Consider the following 19,309-nt stretch of genomic DNA (forward strand, 5'->3'; position numbering starts at 1 on the left):
TTTGATATAATATTTGGGAAAAATTAAGCTTTAGCTTGTCTTTCCACTCTTTTTCTGTCTTCTTCAGAAAGAAGCTTCTTTCTCATACGGATGAAGTTAGGCGTAACCTCGATTGCTTCATCAGCTTGAATATATTCCATACATTCTTCCAATGAAAACAAGATTTTTGGAGCAACTCCGGTATCTTTATCTTTTCCGGAAGCACGCATATTGTTTAGCTGTTTAGCTTCAACGATATTTACAACCAAATCTCCTGGCTTGTTTTGCTCACCGATAACCATACCAGCATAGATTTCCTCACCCGGGTCAACAAAGAACTTACCTCTGTCTTGTAATTTAGCAATAGAATATTCAGTTGCAGGACCTTGAGTTTTGCTGATTAATACACCATTATTTCTTCCAGGAATAGCTCCTTTGAAAGGCTTATATTCTGTGAAACGGTGTGCCATAATAGCTTCACCAGCAGTAGCAGTCAACATTTGAGAACGTAATCCGATGAGACCTCTTGAAGGAATCTCGAATTCCATATGCTGCATTTCACCTTTAGTTTCCATGATGTGAAGATCTCCTTTTCTTTGAGTTGCCAAATCGATAACTCTAGAAGCGAATTCTTCCGGAACATCAACAACCAAAGATTCGTAAGGCTCTAATTTTTCACCATTCTCACCTTCTTTCAAAATAACTTGTGGCTGACCAATTGTCATTTCGTAACCTTCCCTTCTCATCGTTTCAATCAAAACTGACAAGTGAAGAATACCTCTACCAAAAACCAGGAAAGTATTAGCATCATCAGTTTGTTGAACTCTCAATGCCAAGTTTTTCTCTAATTCCTTAGTTAGTCTTTCTTTCAGGTGGTTAGAAGTTACATATTTACCATCTTTACCAAAGAAAGGCGAGTTGTTGATAGAGAACGTCATATTCAACGTTGGCTCATCAATTGCAGTTCTTGGCAATGGTTCTGGATTTTCTAAATCTACGAAAGAATCTCCAATCTGGAAAGCATCAAAACCTACTACAGCACAGATATCTCCAGCTTTAACTTCAGTTACTTTTTTCTTTCCAAGACCTTCGAAAACGTAAAGTTCTTTTACTTTTCCTTTCACAATTTTTCCGTCAGCTTGTGCCAGACCAATCCATTGAGATTCTTTGATTTCGCCCCTGATTACTTTTCCGATTGCAATTCTTCCTAAGAAAGATGAGAAATCCAAAGAAACAATTTGCATTTGCAAAGAACCTTCAGATACTTTAGGTTCCGGAACATATTGTAAAATCCCGTCTAGTAATGGGAAAATATTGTCCGTTTGTTCCAATGAAGTGTTGAACCAGCCTTGTTTAGATGAACCATAGAATGTTGGGAAATCCAACTGCTCTTCAGTTGCATCCAGGTTGAAGAATAAGTCAAAAACCTGGTCGTGAACTTCGTCCGGACGACAGTTTGGTTTGTCCACTTTGTTGATAACCACCAAAGGTCTAAGACCAAGTTCCAAAGCTTTTTGAAGTACGAATCTCGTTTGTGGCATTGGTCCTTCGAACGCATCTACCAACAAGATCACACCATCTGCCATTTTCAAAACTCTTTCTACCTCACCACCAAAATCGGCGTGACCAGGTGTATCGATTACATTGATTTTTACGTCTTTGTAATTAACTGAGATGTTTTTTGAAAGAATCGTAATTCCTCTTTCTCTTTCCAAATCGTTGTTATCCATAATCAACTCACCACTCTCCTGATTCTCTCTGAAGATGTTAGTTGCGTGAATAATCTTATCAACCAAAGTCGTTTTTCCGTGGTCAACGTGTGCGATAATCGCTATATTTCTAATGTTTTGCATATCCATTTTTTACGCGTGCAAATGTAGTGAATTTTTATGGGATGATGAACTCTGATTCAATTATTTTTAAAAATAAGGCTAAATAATTAACATCTAATTAAAGCTTTGTTAATCAGTAGATTAATTAAAAGCTTTTCAGAATTTCTTTTCCATCAACGGATTGCGTAAAAATCAGGTATTGATTTCCGCCGTCATTCAACTTGTATTTTTTCTTGATTTCTTCTGGTTTCAGAGGATAATTTTTGGAAACAATATTATACTTCTCCCCTTTTTTCAAATCTTTAGCTTCTATTTTTTCAATTTGCAAAACACGTCCTGGGAAATTTTCGATTTTATTTTCTGAAGTATAGAAATGTGTATTCGGATGAAGTTTTTTCAATCCGAATTTATCTGAAATAATGTTAAACGCACCGGCTTTCAGAATTGAATTATTTGGAATATAAAGGAAATTCAAACTTTCTGAGAATTCTGATTCCGCAGATTTTTCGTCATTGAAATTGAAAGAAAATACGGGTTCATCAGATTCAAGATTAATACAAGTTATTTTTGTGTCTTGAATTTTGGCTCCTGAATCTTGTTTTTCAATAATTAATAAAAGTTCTTTCACTTCATTTCTAACCGCAATAATTTGAATTTCTGTAATGCTTTTCAATTCTGAAATTAAATATGAAATATCAATTAAAGGCGATAATTTGACAATAATTTTATCAGAAATTGAATTTAATTTCTCCTCAATTTTTAATAGATTAGGCGATAAATCTTCGAGCAAAAATTTCTTTTTATTTTGCTGGTCGCGTCTTGCTGGGTCGAGATAAATAACATCAAACTTATTAAAATTGTCAATCTGAGGTTCTCGAAGACCATCTAAAAACCCTTCCAGATTTTCATTAACAAATTTGGCTTTCCGATTTAATATTTTCCAATTATTCTCAACAATTGAAATCAGTTCGAAATTTTGTTCAATTAATGTTATTTCATCAAAATTTTGAGACAAAAAATAAGCGTCAATTCCAAATCCACAAGTCAAGTCGAGGAATGTTTTTCCTTTTAAGTTTTGAGCCTTATATTCTGCTGTAGATTGGGATGAGGCTTGTTCCAGATTGAGATTTGGTGGGAAAATAATTCCTTCCTTTAATAAAAACGGAAACTTCTTTTCTGCTGTTTTCTTTCCTTTGATTTGTTGAACAATTTCCTGCATCGAAACATCAGAAAATGGTGATTTTTTCAATAATAATTTATTTAAATCAGAATTGAGATTTTGTTTGATATAGTTTTGAATATCAGAAGAAATTATTTTAGAAAAATTCATTAATTTTTATCAGAAATCTATCGTTAGAATTTAAAATTTTGATACCAATATTTACAAAGATAATTGATTAAAAATAATTTCTATTTAAACCGATTTCATATTTTCCCCATCACGGAAATTCAATCTTCTGAAAACCAAACCGGAAAGTATCGTTAGAAATCCAACCACCAAAAAAGTATATCGAAAAGCTGTGTGAACTTGATTTTTAACTAAAGTGGTGTCACCTTCAAACAATTTCAAAACAATCAGACCAAATGCAATCCCGAATCCAACCGCAAACTGCTGATTAACAGAAACTAGAGAATTGCCACTGCTATTTTGGTAAGGTCGCAGATCAGCAATAGAAATCGTGTTCATCGAAGTAAATTGAATCGAGTTGAAAAAACCAAGAATCAACAAAATCGGAATAAACCAATAAATCGAACTTTGAACACTCGGAATTGCCAGACAACAAATCAAAATCCCGATGGTAAATGTATTGACCATCAAAGTTTTGCGATAACCAAATCTATCTAAAATTCCAATGACAAAAGATTTCCCGAACATTGCCGTAAGAGCCATCGGTGCAATAATCCAACCAGAAGTGAGCGCCGATTTTCCATAAGCAATCTGAATCATCAACGGAACCAAAAGCGGAATGGAACTGATTCCTAGTCTTGTTGCTAAATTTCCAAGAATCCCGACCCGGAACGTTCGAACTTTAAAAAGATTGAGAGGAAAAATTGGATTATTATCTTTTTTAGCGTGTTTATAATAGAAATAGAGCATCAAAAATCCCAGAAAAAATATCATCAGAACGGGCGTGATATTTTGGGCATTTCCCAGTAATTCCAATGCACTTGAAAGTAATAAAGAAGCCAAAGCAAAAATCAGAAACCCCTTCAAATCAAAGTCTATGACTGGCGATTTGTAATTCGGCATATATTTTAAACTGAGAACAATTCCGAGAATCCCTATTGGAATATTAATCAAAAAAATCCAGTGCCAAGTTAAATAATCTACCATATATCCGCCTACTAAAGGTCCCATTACCGGACCAATCAATGCAGGAATAATGGCGAAATTCATTGCTTTCAAAAGTTCATTTTTATTGAAAGCCCGAATCAATGCTAATTTCCCAACCGGCGTCATCAAACTACCGCCAACACCTTGAATTACTCTTGAGATTACCAATTCGGTAAGATTTTGTGATAATGAACAGAACAATGAACCTACTGAAAAAACAACCAGCGAAAGAATGAAGATTTTTTTGGTTCCGAATTTGTCCGCCAAAAATCCACTGACCGGCATAAACAGGGCCAAAGTCAGAACGTAACTGATGATGGCATTTTGCATATCCAAAGGCGATTCCTGCAAATCTCTGGCGATGGAAGGCAAAGACGTATTCAGAATTGTGGAATCTAACATTTGCATAAAAATCGCCGTTCCCAGAATCAGAGGAAGAAATTTTTTGACAGAATCCGTAGTAATATTTTCGTTCATAATTTTCAAATAAAAAAAGTCCGCATAATGCGGACCTAAATCTATACCAAAGGTTCTTGCTGACTTAAACAGTGGAAACTTCCCAATCCCCAAATAATATCAGTAGAATCTATTCCAACGACTTTTCTATCTGGAAAACATTTTTGGATAATTTCTAATGCCACTTCATCTTTATCGCATCTATAAGTCGGAACAATAAGCGATTTGTTGGCGATGTAAAAATTAGCGTAAGACGCCGGTAATCTTTGTCCGTCACAATACACTGGGTCTGGCATTGGCAATTCAATAATATTCAGTTTTTCGCCATTCAGCAAAGTCATTTCTTGCAGTTGACGAAGGTTGGTTTGAAGAATTTCGTAATTATCATCTTCTTTATTATCTTCGATTACGGTCAGAACTGTATTTTCATTCACAAATCTGATGGTGTCATCCACGTGACCGTCTGTATCGTCACCTACAATTCCGTCATCTACCCAAAGAACTTGCTTTTGTCCGTAATATTTTTTCAGAAACTCTTCTACTTCTTCCTGCGAAAGATGTGGATTTCTGTTTTCATTAAGCAGACAAGATTTGGAAGTTAAAACTGTTCCAGCACCGTTAAACTCAACAGAACCTCCTTCCATAATAATTCCAGGATACAAAACAGGCAAACCTTTTTCTTCAGCAATTTTAGTTGGAATTACATCATCCAATTCGAATGGCGGATATTTTCCTCCCCAAGCATTGAAACCCCAATCAATAATGATTTTTTGAGGTTCTTCTCCGTTTTTATTCACTAAAAAAGCAGGTCCGTGGTCTCTGCACCAAGCGTCATTGGTTTCGTGAAAGTAGAATTCAACTTTAGAAATATCTGCTCCGGCTTTGGAAATATGTTCCATTGCGAAAGCCTGCATTTCATGGTCTTTGACATTGATGCAAACAAATTCGCCTTTCGTCAATTCAGCAATGAATTGTGCGTAAGCAGGGTAAATCAAATCGATTCTTTCCGGCCAAGATTCTTCCTTGTGAGGCCAGGATAGCCAGGTTGCTTCGTGTTCTTCCCATTCGGCAGGGAAAGTGTATCCATTTTCTAACGGATTAAAATCTTTATCTATAACCATTAATCCTCGTCAATAAAACGTTTTGTAATCGGCGAATAAGTTTCGATTCTTCTGTCTCTCAGGAATGGCCAGTGTTTTCTCATATAATCGGTTTGAGACAGGTCAACTTCTGTGACAACAACTTCTTCCTTATCGTGAGAACCAAGATATAACAGTTTTCCTTGAGCATTGGTCACAAAACTTCCACCCCAAAATTTCATTGCGCCATCTTGTTCAAAACCTACTCTATTGACAGAAACTACAGGAACACCATTAGCAACTGAGTGAGAACGCTGAATCGTCTGCCAGGCATTGTATTGATCTTGATTGGTTTCTTCATCCTGGTCGGTTGCCCAACCAATAGCTGTTGGATAGAACATAATATCTGCGCCCATCAACGCTGTAATTCTGGAAGCTTCCGGATACCATTGGTCCCAACAAATCAAAACACCAACTTTTCCAAATTTCGTAGGGAAAACCTTGTAACCCAAGTCACCTGGTGTGAAATAGAATTTTTCATAAAAAGCAGGGTCATCAGGAATGTGCATTTTACGGTATTTTCCAAGATAAGTTCCGTCTGCATCTATAACAGCCGTTGTATTATGATAAAGACCTTGTGCTCTTTTTTCGAATAATGAAGCGATGATTACAACACCCAATTCTTTAGCAATCGGAGAAAGTGCATCTGTTGAAGGACCAGGAATTGGTTCTGCCAGTTCGAAATTATCGTAGTCTTCTACATCACAAAAATACAATGATGTAAAAAGTTCCTGCAAGCAAACAATTTGAGCCCCTTTTGCGGCGGCTTCTTTTATCTTTTCAATGGCTTTGTTCAGGTTTGATTGCTTATCAGCAACACAAGACATCTGAACTGTTCCGATTTTAACCTTTGACATTATTTAAAAAATTTTTACAAAAATACTAAGATTCTAGGGAATCAAAAATTCAACCAAAAGATTTTAAACGAATATTTCTAAAAATTAATTTAATCATCCATACTTTCTATGATTTAAAACTGTTAAATTCCTTGGGAAACTTTACCTTTGCACCAAATTAAAATGCAAAATAATTATGATGAATTATCATACCAGAAAATGGATTAAACCAGAAGACCTTAACCCAAATCACTCACTTTTTGGAGGAAGACTTTTGCAGTGGATTGATGAAGAAGCTGCACTTTATGCCATTATTCAGTTAGAAAATTCGAGGGCGGTAACAAAGTATATTTCAGAAATCAATTTTGTAAGCTCTGCAAAACAAGGCGATATTATTGAAATCGGGATTGAAGCCGTGGAATTTGGTAGAACTTCTCTGACATTACGATGTGAAGTTCGAAATAAAATGACACATCAGAAAATCATTACGATTGATAAATTGGTTTTCGTGGCTCTTGGCGAAGATGGATTACCCAAACCGCACGGAAAAACAAAAATCGAATATGTTGAGGATAGGCTTTATGTTAAAAATACAAATCCAGAATTATAATAGAATCTAAACCAGATTCTATTTTTTTTGTCCGATATTTCAGCAAGGCTGGATTATCTCTTCCAAAAATTTTAATTAAATTCGTGAAATTTTAAAAATTTGAAATGAAAAAAATTCTCTTATCAGCTTTTGCATTGTCAACAGTAATGACATTTGCTCAGCAATACGGAGGGATGTGGATTCCGACAGAAGTTAATGAAAAAGAAATGAAAGAACTTGGAATGAAAATCTCTGCAAAAGATATTTTCAATCCGGAAAAAGCGAGCATCAAAGACGCTGTAGTTCAGTTTGATGGTGGTTGTACTGCGGAAATTATTTCGGGAAAAGGATTGTTATTAACCAATCATCATTGTGGTTATGATAATATCCAGTCCCACTCAACAGTAGAAAATGACCTTTTGACCAACGGATTCTGGGCAAAAGATATGAATGGAGAATTACCAAATCCTGGAGTGACTGTAGATTTCATTACTGATATCAAAGAAGTTACAAAAGACATTCTTGCAGGAACTAACGGTATATCCGGAAAAGATCTGGATGCAAAAATCAAACAAAATACAGACGCTTATATTGCTTCTCAAAAACCTGAGAGCTATCAGAAAATATCCGTAAGATCTATGTATTATGGTAATAAATATTATGCTTATGTCATAGAAACTTACAAGGATATCCGTTTGGTTGGCGCACCACCTTCAGCGATTGGAAAATACGGTTCTGATACAGATAACTGGGTTTGGCCAAGACATACGGGAGATTTCTCGATGTTTAGAATCTACGCCGATAAGAACAACAAACCTGCAGAATATTCCAAAGATAATATTCCTTATACGCCGAAACATTTCTTGCCAATTTCTATCAAAGACAAGAAAGAAGATGATTTCACTTTTGTTTTCGGATTCCCAGGAAGAACAACGGAATATCTTCCTGCTGTAGCGGTTGAAAAAATAATGACGGAAATTGATCCGGCGATGATTTCTGTGCGTGATGTTACATTGAAAACACTTGATGAGAAGATGAGAGTGGACAACGCTACAAGAATAAAATACGCATCTAAGTATGCAAGAATCTCTAATGCTTGGAAAAAATGGCAAGGTGAAATCGAAGGTCTTAAAAAGTCTAATGCTATTGGGAAAAAGCAGCAATATGAGCAATCTTTGATTTCAAAAAATCCTGCTATCAAAACTACAATCGACGGACTTAATAAACTTTATAATGAGCAAGCGCCTTATGCCTTGAACAGAGCTTACTACAGTGAATTGCCGAGAAATGCGGAAACTTTGGCTTTAGGAAGTTTATTTGGGAGTTATGTAGAAGCTGTAGAAAACGGAACGTCTTCTCAGAAATCTCTGGATAATCTGAAATCCAGATTGTCTGAAATTTACAAAGATTATGAAAGCGGTCTTGATGCAAAAGTAACTGCAAAAGTGATTGCACTTTATGCCAACAAAACGCCTCAGCAGTTTTTACCAGCTGGTTTTGAAAAGTATAAAGATGTTAATCAAAACGTTTCTACCATAGAAAACTGGGCGAAAAATTCTGTAGTGATGGGAAGCGGAAAAGTGAACGGCGCAACAGTTTATTCTGATATTAATAAAGTTTTTGCAGATCAAAACACTTTGATTCAAGCGCTTAAAAATGATCCAATTGTTCAGCTTTACGCAGCTATCAAAGGAACTTATTTAAAAACAACGCACGATAAAGTGACGTCTTATCAAACTGAAATCGATGCGTTGCAGAAACAATTTATGGCTCAGCAAATGGAAACGGATAAAGACCGAAAATTCTTTCCGGATGCCAATTCTACGCTTCGTGTAACGTATGGAAAAGTGAAAGGTTCTAATCCACGAGATGCCGTTACTTATGGTTATCAAACGCATCTTTCTGGTGTGATGGAAAAATATATTCCTGGAGATTATGAATTTGATTTGCCTAAAAAACTAATCAATCTTTATAACACCAAAGATTACGGAATCTATAAAGATAAATCTGGTGATGTTCCGGTTAACTTTACAGCAACCAATCACACTACTGGTGGAAACTCCGGAAGCCCAGCTTTGGATGCTTACGGAAACCTTATCGGCCTTAACTTCGACAGACAATGGGAAGGCACAATGAGTGACATCAATTATGATCCCAAACTATGTAGAAATATTATGGTGGATACCAAATATATTCTTTTCGTGATTGACAAATATGCTGACGCAAAATGGTTAATCAACGAGATGAAAGTTGTGAAGTAATTAAATATTAAATTAAATAGAGCTTTGCCAAAGATGATTATCTTTGGCAAAGTTTTTTATGATAAAAGAACTACAACATTTAAATGATTTAATTTTAAAAGAATTAAATCTTCAACTTTCGGAAATCACTCCAGATTTGGAATGTGAGGAATATTCTGGTTTTAATTTTAAAATTAATCAAACCACGTTTAAATTCCGAAAGTCAAAACTGACACCGAAGAAGATTGGTCAATTTGTAACCTTTTGGAAAAGAGATTTGGATGGAAAAACGGTTCCTTTTGATGTTAATGATGATTTTGACTTTTATATAATTTCGATTGAAGAAAGCGAGAACTCTGGGTTTTTCGTGTTTCCGAAAGTTATTCTAGAAAAAGAAAATTTAATTTCCGGCGAACAAAAAACTGGTAAAAGGGGTTTTAGAATTTATGCAGATTGGCATTTCCCGAATAGCAAGCAGGCTGAAAAAACAAAACTCTGGCAAACCGAGTATTTCATCAATTATTCTGATTCAGATGAATTAATTTTTAATCAATTTAGAAAAATTACAAAGCTCTAATACTCTATTTCTCACAATCACACTCTTGTCTCCTGTGGCGTTTCATTTCATTATCCCAAAAAGGATATAGCTTGATGGCAATATAAAAATTAGCAGCGTGAAGATGTTTCTGCTTGAATAATAAAGGAAAAGCATTCTCACTTCCAAGAATCAATGGTCCGATTCTGAAATAGCCACCAAACTGAAGACTCTTATACTCTGACAAAGTTGTAGAAATTCCGTAACCAATAGCAGCTTTCTGAACTGAATAATTGGCATTAAGAATATTATTCCGTTTCACAGAATTTTCAAAAACCGGAACACGTTGTATCCAGTTGAAATTAACAAAATGATTTTCTTTAATTCTTTGACTGTAATTTAAATTAATACTCGTCGGCAAACCAATTTTAAAGCCATTACCTACAAAAGATTTGTTTTCGTCACCATAAGCTTCTTTGCTTAATAGTTTTAAATATTGTTCTGGACTTTCAAATTCCTGATCCTCCAGATTGGGATTATTCTGCAACCACACGGTATTTCCATTGACAAAACTATGATTTGATCCTTGTTTGAAATTGACATAACCTAAATCCAAAATATTAAAAGAAAATTTAGTTTGATATTCATCTTCTCTCGGATTTTTATCAATCATTGTAAGTGCCAAATCCAAACCCAAACCAGAACCATTTTGTTTATAATCATAGCGTTTTGTTTCTGAATTATAATTTGTAATGTAATTGACAGAAACATTATAATCCGATGCATAGATATTCATTAATTCAGGATTGTCGCCAATCGCAGGTTCTGTTGCAGTTAGCTTTATATCCTGATGACTGATGATATTAGCAGCGTCTAATCCCATTTCGTATTTCAAATTTAATCCTAGAATCCATTGTTTGTCAGAAGTTGGGAAAATTGTGGTTGCCGCATTTAATCCAATTTCATTCCAGTTCATAGCAATTGAAGAGAATGGTTTCATTTCGTAAAACTCAGGTTGTTTAATCATTTCGTTACCAAATCGAAGATAGTTGTCCAAATCCAGAACAGAAGCTTGTGATCTCAAACGACTGAAGAATCCAAACACATATTTTTTTTCTTTGATATTAGCTGTCATAGAAAACGAAGGTCCAAGAATATCTGAATTGAACATTAGACTGGCATTCTCTTTATTATAAAAATCAAAAACACCTGGTTGAGTTTCTCCGGTAATTCCGCGTTTTGGGTTGGCTAATTGTATTGGCGTTCCTGCTAAACCGAAAAGGCTTTGTTTAGAAATGTAAGTGTAATCATTCTGAAGAAAAAGATCTGCAGAAACCAAATTTACATCCCAAGGATTTGGATTGAGAAAAGGCTGTGTTGGCGAAAAAATAGCAGAATTAATGCCGCTGTAACTATCATTGGTAAAAGTAAAATTATTCTGGGCTGTAATTTTTACAATACAGAACACAATCAACCCCAAACAAAATAATTTCAACATTTTACAAACCAATTAATTATAAACTAATTTTTAAAGAAAATATTGTTGAATAATAAAATTGTTAAACGTAAGATTAATAATGAGTGTTTAATCTGAAAACTAATATAGAAACTGTACTAATTATAGTAAATAAGAAAAGCCTTATGATCAATTAAGTCATTGATAGTCAGTACTTTTTTTTGTAAAATCAAATATCTAATATTTGTCCCCTGTGTTTTATTGCACAATTCATAATAAAATTTAGATTTATACAACTAATCTGATTGTATTATGAAAAAATTTAAACTTTTAATTATTGGAGCATTTATGATTACAGTAAAAATAAGTGCACAAAGTGAACCATTTGTGGGACAAATTATGTTTGTTCCGTACAACTTTGCACCAGTTGGCTGGCGCGATTGCGATGGATCTATACTCAGTATTGCAGAGTATTCTACTTTATTTCAGCTAATCGGAACAACTTATGGTGGAAATGGGCAGACAACTTTCGCTTTACCGGATATGAGAGGCAGAGTTGTTATAGATGATGGAAATGGAGCTGGTCTTAGTCCATATGTACTTGGACAAAAGGGAGGTACAGAAACTGTAACATTAACAGTCAATCAAATGCCATCTCACACTCATAATGTTGTAGGATCTAATTTGAACGGAAATAGCAGCTCGCCAACCAATGCGGTACCGGCTAATACAAGAATATTAGATCCAGAATATTCTGATGCAACTTCCGATACAACTATGAAGACCAATACTGTATCAAACAATGGTGGATCTCAACCGCATAACAATATGATGCCTACAACAGCAATGAAATGTGTAATCGCTACAGAAGGCATTTTCCCATCACAAAACTAAAAACTATGAAAACAAGTAAACTATTTTTTTTGATGTTTATGATTGCAATAAACTCAAAACTCTCCGCACAAGATGGCTCACAATACGTTGGGCAAATCGCCTGGGTGTCATTTACATTTGTACCAACAGGCTGGGCAGAGTGCAATGGTGCATTGCTTCCCATACAACAAAACACAGCTCTATTTGCCTTACTAGGAACACAATACGGCGGTAATGGTACAACCAATTTTGCACTTCCCGATTTCCGAGGACGAACGCTTATAGGTTCTGGAGACGGACCAGGACTAACACCGCAATCTAATGGCGAAATGACAGGAGAAAATCAAACAACTCTTAATATTCTTAATCTACCTTCACATAATCATTCTGCAAAAGCTGTAAAAGCTGTTGGTAATAAAAACATGCCAGGAAGCAATTTGCCTGCAAACACGGGAGATGAGGATCAGGAATATTCTACTGCTACACCAGACACTACTTTTAGTGCGCAGGCTATCCAACCTAGCGGATCTGGCCAGGCTCATAATAATATGCAGCCTTATGGTACTTTAAAATGTATTATTGCTTTAAACGGAGTATTTCCTCAACGTCCTTAATTTTAATATTTACATTATGAAAAATAAAAATTTAATTATCATCGGTTTGATATTATTATCATTAAAAAGTTTTGCTCAGTCTACCCCATTTCTTGGGCAGATAGCTTATGTTACTTTTGGCTACGCACCCAAAGGTTGGGCTGAATGTAATGGTCAAACCTTACCAATTAATCAAAATGTAGCTTTGTTTTCACTTTTGGGAACTACCTATGGTGGGAATGGCAGTACTACTTTTATGTTGCCGAATATCCAGGGTAGGGTTATTTTAGGGAATGGTCAGGGACCTGGTTTACCCAATTATTTACAAGGCGATATTGGAGGAGAAGAAAATCACACGCTTACTTTGAACGAGATGCCAACACATAATCACAGCTTATTGGCTGTTAAAGCCAATGGTAACACCAGTGATCCAAGTTTGGGTGTACCAGCAGATACAAAAACTCTGGACAAAGAGTACAGCACAGACCTCAGCAGTCCAGCTCTTATGAAAAATGATATGCTTAATAATACAGGAGGTAGCCAACCACATCCGAACATCCAGCCTTACATCACTTTCAAATGTATTATTGCTTTACAGGGCATATATCCATCAAGACCTTAAAATTTAAACTTATGAAAAAAATATATTTATTATCAACAATATTACTGTCTGCTGTGGTTCTCGCACAGGATATAACATTCAGTGGATGTACAAATTTATTTGGTACTGCCAATTATCTTTTTACCAAGGAAACCAATCCCGATACTTATGGCAAAAGAATCTACGTAACGTCACCAGTAACGGGAGATCAACCTTGTGGAGGTTTGGGAACTTGCGAATTCAAAATACAATGGAACAACTCGCTTTCCAGATGGGAATTTTTGGCTGACGAAGGTGACGGAACTTTTACCAGTCCATATCTCATATATTATAATTCCACAGGAAACAGTACAGCACCTAATCCGCCAAGTAATAATGTTGGAACTTGGGTAGAAAACACATCGGTAACAGAAGGTGCTTGTGGTGGAAATCTGACAACATCCAATTCCAATTTTTCAGGCGATGTTCATACAACAACTTTAGCCGTTGATGAAACCAATAGTGGCAAAGCACTTCTATTTCCTAATCCTGTTGTGGATAATATCGGTATCCAAGGTATTGGAAATGCAAAAGAATATCAAATAGTAGGTATGAGTGGACAAATAATAAGATCTTCAAAATTTGAAAATAAAATTAATGTCAAGGATTTGGAATCCGGAGTTTATCAATTGATAATTATCACGGGCGATTCCAAAACGCATCAGTTTAGATTTATAAAAAAGTAAACTATATGTCTTTAATTTTATAAGTCGGGAGAGTTTTCTTCCGGCTTTTTGTTTTTCAAAATGTAAACACTTAAATTTGATTTAAATCTAATGACAGAAAGCAATCCATGAAAATACCAACAGTCCACGGAATTATTGAAAGAAGAATGCTCATCAATTATATTGTTGAACCCAAGTTTGTGGAGAAGATTTTGCCAAAGCCATTTAAACCAAAACTCTATAATGGTAAAGCAATTGTAGAAATTTGCTTGATACGATTGAAAAATATTAAACCAAAAGGCTTTCCTTATTTCACTGGAATTAATTCAGAAAATGGCGCTCATAGAATTGCTGTAGAATGGGATGAAAATGGAGAAATGAAAGAAGGTGTTTATATCCCAAGAAGAGATACTAATTTAAGACTAAATTCTCTAATTGGTGGCAGAATTTTTTCAGGTAGACATTATTATGCAAAATTCAATGTGAAAGAAGAGAATCATAATTATCATTTAGATTTTAAAAGTTCGGATAATACAACGATAGAAATTGATGCCAAACTAGTCTCTGAATTTAGTTCTAATTCTATCTTTAAATCTATAGATAATGTTTCAGATTTTTTTGAGAAAGGATCGGTTGGATATTCACCTAATGGTAATTGTTTTGAAGGTTTGAAACTCGAAACATACCATTGGGAAATAAAACCTTTGGAAGTTTCAAATGTAAAATCAAGTTTTTTTGATAATCGGAATATTTTTCCAGAAGGTTCTATTCAATTTGACAATGCTGTTTTGATGGAAAATATAGAACACGAATGGAAATCCCTAAGAAGTATAAAACAAAGTTTATGATTTATTAAATTTACCCAGTTTAAAGTATATAATATTTTTGAACAATGCCAAAGCAGACAAGCAAATCAAAATTATTGGATTGATGAATGAATTTATAAGTAAGGAAATCAAGAATCTGAAAAAACTACGATTAACAGCTATCGGTTTTTTGGCTTTGACCAATTGTGCCATCATTGGCTGTTTTGTTTACTTGTTTTATCAGGTTTACGTCAGCAGGGACATTCAGGAAAACTTTATCAGTTATGTCTTTCCAACGGTTTTATATCTACAGTTGGTTTTAGCATTAGGCTTTGTACCAATCATCGTCGTCATCCACAGAAGATTCAGAAGTGTTATTAATGAACTTGCTCATCTTGATGAGGAATTTGTCTTCCATTATCAGAATTATATCCGATTTATCCAACGGTTAATGACAGTCATTCCTTTGTATCTGTTTTCCCAGAAAGGATTATTGGTATTTATGAATTTCAAAACACAATTAATTCCTCCTAGCACAATTAATTTCATCAAGATCAAACGTGTAAATTTTGGACGCTTCAGAAAATGCTCGATTTATCTGTACCAGGACAAAACTTTGATCTCTAAAATAACTTATCACAAAAGCCATCCTGCAGAAGCAGAATTTTTGAAACAAAATACTCATCTGATTAACAACAATGATGTCCGGATTGAAGATTAATTTAATTCTAAAAAAATTAAAAATGAAAACGCAACTTTTACCATTCTTTCTATTGTTATTTTTGATGAGCTGTGACACCAAAGGAATAGAACATAAGAATGTTATCATCTCAAAAGTTCATTACAAACCGAATTCAAAGATTATTGATACACTTTGGGTTTCTCAAAATGATTCTAATGATTTTAGTCAGAAAGAAGTGATGTCAGGTAATCCTGGACAAAGACCAGAACCAGTTACCATTTATGAATTGAAAGCTCCAGTTGACGGCGCATATTACTATATCTATGATAATGAAGGAAAGTTGTTTATGGAAGGGCGTTATGATAAGAAATACACCTACGAAGGCCACACTAATGAGCACGGCGATTTCTACAATTCCAAAACCTACAGATACAGAGACAATGGCAAATTGAGAAGCGTTCACTATATGGAGGATGGCAGAAATGTCAAAACAGAATCTTATAACAGAAAAGAACAACTGGATGAAGTCCGATATATTCATAAAAAATCCGAAACAACCACTAAAGTCGAGATCTACGAAAATGGTGAAGTGAAGAAAACCAGAGTCTATACAAGTTTTGATAATTATTATACAGTTCCTGGCGCAACTAAACCATAACATCAAAAACAAAAAAGTGAAGCACTTCTGCTCCACTTTTCTTATTTAAAAATCAATTAAGATTAATATCCAAAAATCTCTTCAAGACTTACTTCTGTGAAAGTTCCCATCTTGTTGATAGAATCCATATTCAGGTTTTCTTTTTTACCAATGATTGCTGTATTGTATTGCAATGGTTTGATTTCGGTATTGTAGAAATCGGTCAATTGAGGCAATGTTAAAGATTGGATTTCTGCATAGATATCTTTTCTCACATCGTGATCAATTCCTAATTTTTTAAGTGATAATTGATTGTAATAAGTTACCGTTCTGTTGATTCTGTTAGATGCGATTTGTTTCAAAGCAGATCCTTTTGCATTCTCAAACTGAGCCGGGATTTGTGGTAATTCTGCCATCAAATCACTCATTGCAGCTACTGCCAAAGGTAATTTGTTCGCTTGAGTTCCGATGTAGTTAGTTACATAATTCGGATGGTTTTTCTCAGTCGCATTAGCATAAGAAACATAAGCTGAATAAGCCAAAGACTTACTTTCTCTAATTTCCTGGAACACGATAGAAGACAATCCACGTCCAAAATACTCATTGAAAACACTCGCTTTTCCGAAGTTCGCGACATTCACATTACCAGCTTTTGCAACCTTAGACATTTCCATCTGCACCATATCGTACGGCGTGAAATAAACTTTCCCAGCGGTTGCAGGTTCAGCATATTCTTTAGCAGCTGCAGGTTGTAGTTTTGTATTAACAATGTAAGGCTTCACCGCTTTTTCTAATCCTTTTTGGTCTTCACCGTAAAGGAAAACTTCGTAAGGATATTCGTTAAGTGTTTTGATTTTAGAAATCAATTCTGTCACGTTGATGCTTTTCAAACGGTCTTTAGAAATCACATCCGTCATTCTGGAGTCTTTACCAAATTTAGCATAGTTAGCCAACGCAGCCATTATTCTGTTCTTGTCTTTCTTAGCAACTTCCCTGGATTCCAAAATGGTGTTTACCGTTTGGTCGTAGATAGCTTGATCTGCTTTCACGTTATTGATCCAATGGTTCATCAGCTCCACGCCTTTCTTCATATTACTTTCCAATCCACTTAACGCAATAATCATCTGGTCGTTTGACGTTCTGAATTGATTCGTAATTCCCAGTTTGTAGAATTCTTCTTTCAATTGTTCAGGCGTATATTTATCTGTTCCAAGATATTGAAGAACTGTTACACCAAGCGCTAACTCTTTGTCATTATCTGTTCCGAAAGGAAAAACATAATTGACCTGAGCCACTTCATTGTATTTATTCTTGATGAAGCTGATTTTTTTGTCTTTGATTGTAGAAGTAGCGATGGCGGTTTTGAAATCGATAAACTCTGGCTTGATGTCAGAAGATTTTGTATTGATAATTTCTTTCAGGAAAGGCGATTGCGCTTCTCTGTTCAATTTGATTGGCGTGATTCCTGGATTTTCTACACGAACCAATTTATCATTCACACCTTTTTCTTTGTAAACGACAACATAATTATCCTTAAAGAAATCATTAGCAAACTTTACAACATCCGCTTTTGTAATGGCTTCGTATTGGTTGATCTCGTCTAATTCCTGCTCCCAAGTTCTGTTTCCAATGTAAGTTGAATATAATGTTGTAGCCAGTCCGTCAGCTGTTTCCCAACGTTTCATTCTCTGAACTTTCAGGTCGTTTACAATCGCATTTAGCATCCAGTCTGGGAACTGTCCTTTCTTAACCAAATCAATTTGTTCCAATAACAATTTCTTAGCATCATCAAAGCTTTGTCCATCTTTCGGAACCACACTTAGTACAAATGCACCATAAGTTTTGAAAGGCGATTCGTAAGCGCCAGCACCAAGAGTTTTTTGTTTTTGGTTGATGTTAAGGTCAATTAAACCTGCATCTCCGCTGTTACTTAAGATTTCGGCAACTACGTCTGCCAATCTAGCTTCCTGAGTTCCGTTCGAATCCGTTCTCCAGGCCATTGTCATTCTTGGTGTAGATGGACTTTTCACCGTTCTGGAAACGATGCTTGTCATTGGTTCTTCAGAAACCATTTTTTTCATTGGTAATTCTTTGTACTTGAAAGTTCCGAAGTACTGATCGACCATTTTAATAGTCTTGTCAAAGTCCAAATCTCCTACTAAAACAACTGCCATATTATTAGGCACATAATACGTATCAAAATACTTGTGGATCGCTACCATAGAAGGGCTCTTCAAATGCTCCGAAGTACCGATTGTCGTCTGCTGACCGTTTGGATGTTTTGGAAACAAAGCTTCCATCATGGCATAATTAACCAATCTTCCGTCATTATCCTGAGCACGGTTGTACTCTTCATAAACCGCTTCCAATTCTGTATGGAATAATCTCAAAACCAATTCAGAGAAACGTTCTTTTTCAACTTTCAACCATTTTTCCAATTCGTTGGATGGGATGTTGTTTTTGTAAACCGTTTCGTCTAACCAAGTGTGAGCATTGGTTCCGGTTGCTCCAAGAGAAGAAATCGCTTTGTCATACTCGTTAGCGATTGCATATTTGGAAGCTTCCTGAGAAACCTCATCAATCTTCTTGTATAATGCTTTTTTCTTTTCCGGATCTTTTTCTGCTTTATGTTGCTCGTACAAGTCGGAGATTTGCGTCAGGTAATTTTTTTCCTTTGCCCAGTCGCTGGTTCCCAATTTAGAAGTTCCTTTGAAAACCATATGTTCCAGGTAATGCGCCAATCCTGTATTATCACTTGGATCATTATTAGAACCTGTTCTTACAGGAATATAAGTTTGGATTCTGGGAGCGTCATCATTTTTAGCAAGATAGACTTTCAGTCCGTTTTTTAAGGTGTAAACTCTAACGCCCGATTGGTCATTTTTTACAGTTTCGTAAGTGTAACCTTGTTTGTCGGTGCTGGTTTGTGTTTCAAATTTCTGTGCCATTGCATTCAACATAAATAAGAGTGAAATCGAAATAAATATTTTCTTCATATTAATACTTTTATTTTTTC

At 35.2% G+C, this 19,309-nt stretch carries 17 protein-coding genes; 10 read left to right on the forward strand and 7 right to left on the reverse strand.

Annotated elements, in window-relative coordinates; all coding sequences use genetic code 11:
• Positions 1 to 23: 23 nt before the first annotated feature.
• From typA to BUR19_RS08070, 5 genes are all read right to left on the reverse strand, one after another.
• A complete protein-coding gene (typA, locus tag BUR19_RS08050) occupies positions 24 to 1,832 on the reverse strand; it encodes a translational GTPase TypA (protein ID WP_074235598.1) in 1,809 nt (602 codons plus the stop codon).
• A gap of 124 nt (positions 1,833 to 1,956) precedes the next feature.
• A complete protein-coding gene (locus tag BUR19_RS08055; RefSeq protein ID WP_074234625.1) occupies positions 1,957 to 3,141 on the reverse strand; it encodes a class I SAM-dependent methyltransferase in 1,185 nt (394 codons plus the stop codon).
• An 84-nt stretch (positions 3,142 to 3,225) separates the two neighbouring features.
• The gene (locus BUR19_RS08060; RefSeq protein WP_074234628.1) at positions 3,226 to 4,623 is read right to left on the reverse strand and encodes an MFS transporter; all 1,398 of its coding nucleotides are present in this window, start codon (positions 4,621 to 4,623) and stop codon (positions 3,226 to 3,228) included.
• A 41-nt stretch (positions 4,624 to 4,664) separates the two neighbouring features.
• Positions 4,665 to 5,723, reverse strand: coding sequence for an agmatine deiminase family protein (locus tag BUR19_RS08065; RefSeq protein ID WP_074234630.1), 1,059 nt, complete (start codon positions 5,721 to 5,723; stop codon positions 4,665 to 4,667).
• A complete protein-coding gene (locus BUR19_RS08070) occupies positions 5,723 to 6,598 on the reverse strand; it encodes a carbon-nitrogen hydrolase (protein WP_074234633.1) in 876 nt (291 codons plus the stop codon). The genes BUR19_RS08065 and BUR19_RS08070 overlap by 1 nt, the downstream gene beginning before the upstream one ends.
• A gap of 178 nt (positions 6,599 to 6,776) precedes the next feature.
• Here BUR19_RS08070 and BUR19_RS08075 point away from each other — a divergent pair, with 178 nt between their 5' ends.
• From BUR19_RS08075 to BUR19_RS08085, 3 genes are all read left to right on the forward strand, one after another.
• Entirely contained in the window at positions 6,777 to 7,187 is a 411-nt protein-coding gene (locus tag BUR19_RS08075; protein ID WP_074235599.1) for an acyl-CoA thioesterase, read from the forward strand.
• A 104-nt stretch (positions 7,188 to 7,291) separates the two neighbouring features.
• A complete protein-coding gene (locus tag BUR19_RS08080) occupies positions 7,292 to 9,427 on the forward strand; it encodes a S46 family peptidase (protein ID WP_074234635.1) in 2,136 nt (711 codons plus the stop codon).
• A gap of 58 nt (positions 9,428 to 9,485) precedes the next feature.
• Positions 9,486 to 9,983: a MepB family protein gene (locus BUR19_RS08085; RefSeq protein WP_074234638.1), complete on the forward strand. Its 498-nt coding sequence runs from the start codon at positions 9,486 to 9,488 to the stop codon at positions 9,981 to 9,983.
• A 4-nt stretch (positions 9,984 to 9,987) separates the two neighbouring features.
• Here the strand turns inward: BUR19_RS08085 and BUR19_RS08090 are convergent, their stop codons facing one another.
• Positions 9,988 to 11,439, reverse strand: a complete 1,452-nt coding sequence (locus BUR19_RS08090) for a DUF5723 family protein (protein ID WP_074234640.1) — start codon at positions 11,437 to 11,439, stop codon at positions 9,988 to 9,990.
• 270 nt (positions 11,440 to 11,709) lie between these two features.
• Between BUR19_RS08090 and BUR19_RS08095 the strand changes: the two genes are divergently transcribed.
• The 7 genes from BUR19_RS08095 to BUR19_RS08125 all read left to right on the forward strand — a co-directional run bounded on the left by BUR19_RS08095 (position 11,710) and on the right by BUR19_RS08125 (position 16,314).
• Positions 11,710 to 12,291 (forward strand): phage tail protein, encoded by a 582-nt coding sequence (locus BUR19_RS08095; protein WP_083600704.1) that lies wholly within the window; start codon positions 11,710 to 11,712, stop codon positions 12,289 to 12,291.
• 5 nt (positions 12,292 to 12,296) lie between these two features.
• Entirely contained in the window at positions 12,297 to 12,884 is a 588-nt protein-coding gene (locus BUR19_RS08100; protein WP_221407773.1) for a phage tail protein, read from the forward strand.
• 16 nt (positions 12,885 to 12,900) lie between these two features.
• Positions 12,901 to 13,485 carry a phage tail protein gene (locus tag BUR19_RS08105; protein ID WP_083600706.1) on the forward strand — a complete coding sequence of 195 codons (585 nt, stop codon included), beginning with the start codon at positions 12,901 to 12,903 and terminating at the stop codon, positions 13,483 to 13,485.
• An 11-nt stretch (positions 13,486 to 13,496) separates the two neighbouring features.
• Positions 13,497 to 14,189, forward strand: a complete 693-nt coding sequence (locus tag BUR19_RS08110) for a T9SS type A sorting domain-containing protein (RefSeq protein ID WP_074234642.1) — start codon at positions 13,497 to 13,499, stop codon at positions 14,187 to 14,189.
• A gap of 107 nt (positions 14,190 to 14,296) precedes the next feature.
• The gene (locus tag BUR19_RS08115; RefSeq protein WP_074234645.1) at positions 14,297 to 15,016 is read left to right on the forward strand and encodes a DUF2071 domain-containing protein; all 720 of its coding nucleotides are present in this window, start codon (positions 14,297 to 14,299) and stop codon (positions 15,014 to 15,016) included.
• 82 nt (positions 15,017 to 15,098) lie between these two features.
• The gene (locus tag BUR19_RS08120; protein WP_139297289.1) at positions 15,099 to 15,695 is read left to right on the forward strand and encodes a hypothetical protein; all 597 of its coding nucleotides are present in this window, start codon (positions 15,099 to 15,101) and stop codon (positions 15,693 to 15,695) included.
• A gap of 22 nt (positions 15,696 to 15,717) precedes the next feature.
• The gene (locus tag BUR19_RS08125; RefSeq protein ID WP_221407774.1) at positions 15,718 to 16,314 is read left to right on the forward strand and encodes a hypothetical protein; all 597 of its coding nucleotides are present in this window, start codon (positions 15,718 to 15,720) and stop codon (positions 16,312 to 16,314) included.
• A gap of 62 nt (positions 16,315 to 16,376) precedes the next feature.
• On the opposite strand, the gene BUR19_RS08130 is transcribed toward BUR19_RS08125, so the two are convergent.
• Positions 16,377 to 19,289 carry a M16 family metallopeptidase gene (locus BUR19_RS08130; protein ID WP_074234651.1) on the reverse strand — a complete coding sequence of 971 codons (2,913 nt, stop codon included), beginning with the start codon at positions 19,287 to 19,289 and terminating at the stop codon, positions 16,377 to 16,379.
• Positions 19,290 to 19,309 lie beyond the last annotated feature (20 nt).

Source organism: Epilithonimonas zeae (genome assembly GCF_900141765.1).
Classification (GTDB): domain Bacteria; phylum Bacteroidota; class Bacteroidia; order Flavobacteriales; family Weeksellaceae; genus Epilithonimonas; species Epilithonimonas zeae.

What these genes read in the sequence shown, in the direction of transcription:
- typA (WP_074235598.1), bottom strand. Translation starts at nt 1,832, where the DNA reads ATGCAAAACATTAGAAATATAGCGATTATCGCACACGTTGACCACGGA.
- BUR19_RS08055 (WP_074234625.1), bottom strand. Translation starts at nt 3,141, where the DNA reads ATGAATTTTTCTAAAATAATTTCTTCTGATATTCAAAACTATATCAAA.
- BUR19_RS08060 (WP_074234628.1), bottom strand. Translation starts at nt 4,623, where the DNA reads ATGAACGAAAATATTACTACGGATTCTGTCAAAAAATTTCTTCCTCTG.
- BUR19_RS08065 (WP_074234630.1), bottom strand. Translation starts at nt 5,723, where the DNA reads ATGGTTATAGATAAAGATTTTAATCCGTTAGAAAATGGATACACTTTC.
- BUR19_RS08070 (WP_074234633.1), bottom strand. Translation starts at nt 6,598, where the DNA reads ATGTCAAAGGTTAAAATCGGAACAGTTCAGATGTCTTGTGTTGCTGAT.
- BUR19_RS08075 (WP_074235599.1), top strand. Translation starts at nt 6,777, where the DNA reads ATGAATTATCATACCAGAAAATGGATTAAACCAGAAGACCTTAACCCA.
- BUR19_RS08080 (WP_074234635.1), top strand. Translation starts at nt 7,292, where the DNA reads ATGAAAAAAATTCTCTTATCAGCTTTTGCATTGTCAACAGTAATGACA.
- BUR19_RS08085 (WP_074234638.1), top strand. Translation starts at nt 9,486, where the DNA reads ATGATAAAAGAACTACAACATTTAAATGATTTAATTTTAAAAGAATTA.
- BUR19_RS08090 (WP_074234640.1), bottom strand. Translation starts at nt 11,439, where the DNA reads ATGTTGAAATTATTTTGTTTGGGGTTGATTGTGTTCTGTATTGTAAAA.
- BUR19_RS08095 (WP_083600704.1), top strand. Translation starts at nt 11,710, where the DNA reads ATGAAAAAATTTAAACTTTTAATTATTGGAGCATTTATGATTACAGTA.
- BUR19_RS08100 (WP_221407773.1), top strand. Translation starts at nt 12,297, where the DNA reads ATGAAAACAAGTAAACTATTTTTTTTGATGTTTATGATTGCAATAAAC.
- BUR19_RS08105 (WP_083600706.1), top strand. Translation starts at nt 12,901, where the DNA reads ATGAAAAATAAAAATTTAATTATCATCGGTTTGATATTATTATCATTA.
- BUR19_RS08110 (WP_074234642.1), top strand. Translation starts at nt 13,497, where the DNA reads ATGAAAAAAATATATTTATTATCAACAATATTACTGTCTGCTGTGGTT.
- BUR19_RS08115 (WP_074234645.1), top strand. Translation starts at nt 14,297, where the DNA reads ATGAAAATACCAACAGTCCACGGAATTATTGAAAGAAGAATGCTCATC.
- BUR19_RS08120 (WP_139297289.1), top strand. Translation starts at nt 15,099, where the DNA reads ATGAATGAATTTATAAGTAAGGAAATCAAGAATCTGAAAAAACTACGA.
- BUR19_RS08125 (WP_221407774.1), top strand. Translation starts at nt 15,718, where the DNA reads ATGAAAACGCAACTTTTACCATTCTTTCTATTGTTATTTTTGATGAGC.
- BUR19_RS08130 (WP_074234651.1), bottom strand. Translation starts at nt 19,289, where the DNA reads ATGAAGAAAATATTTATTTCGATTTCACTCTTATTTATGTTGAATGCA.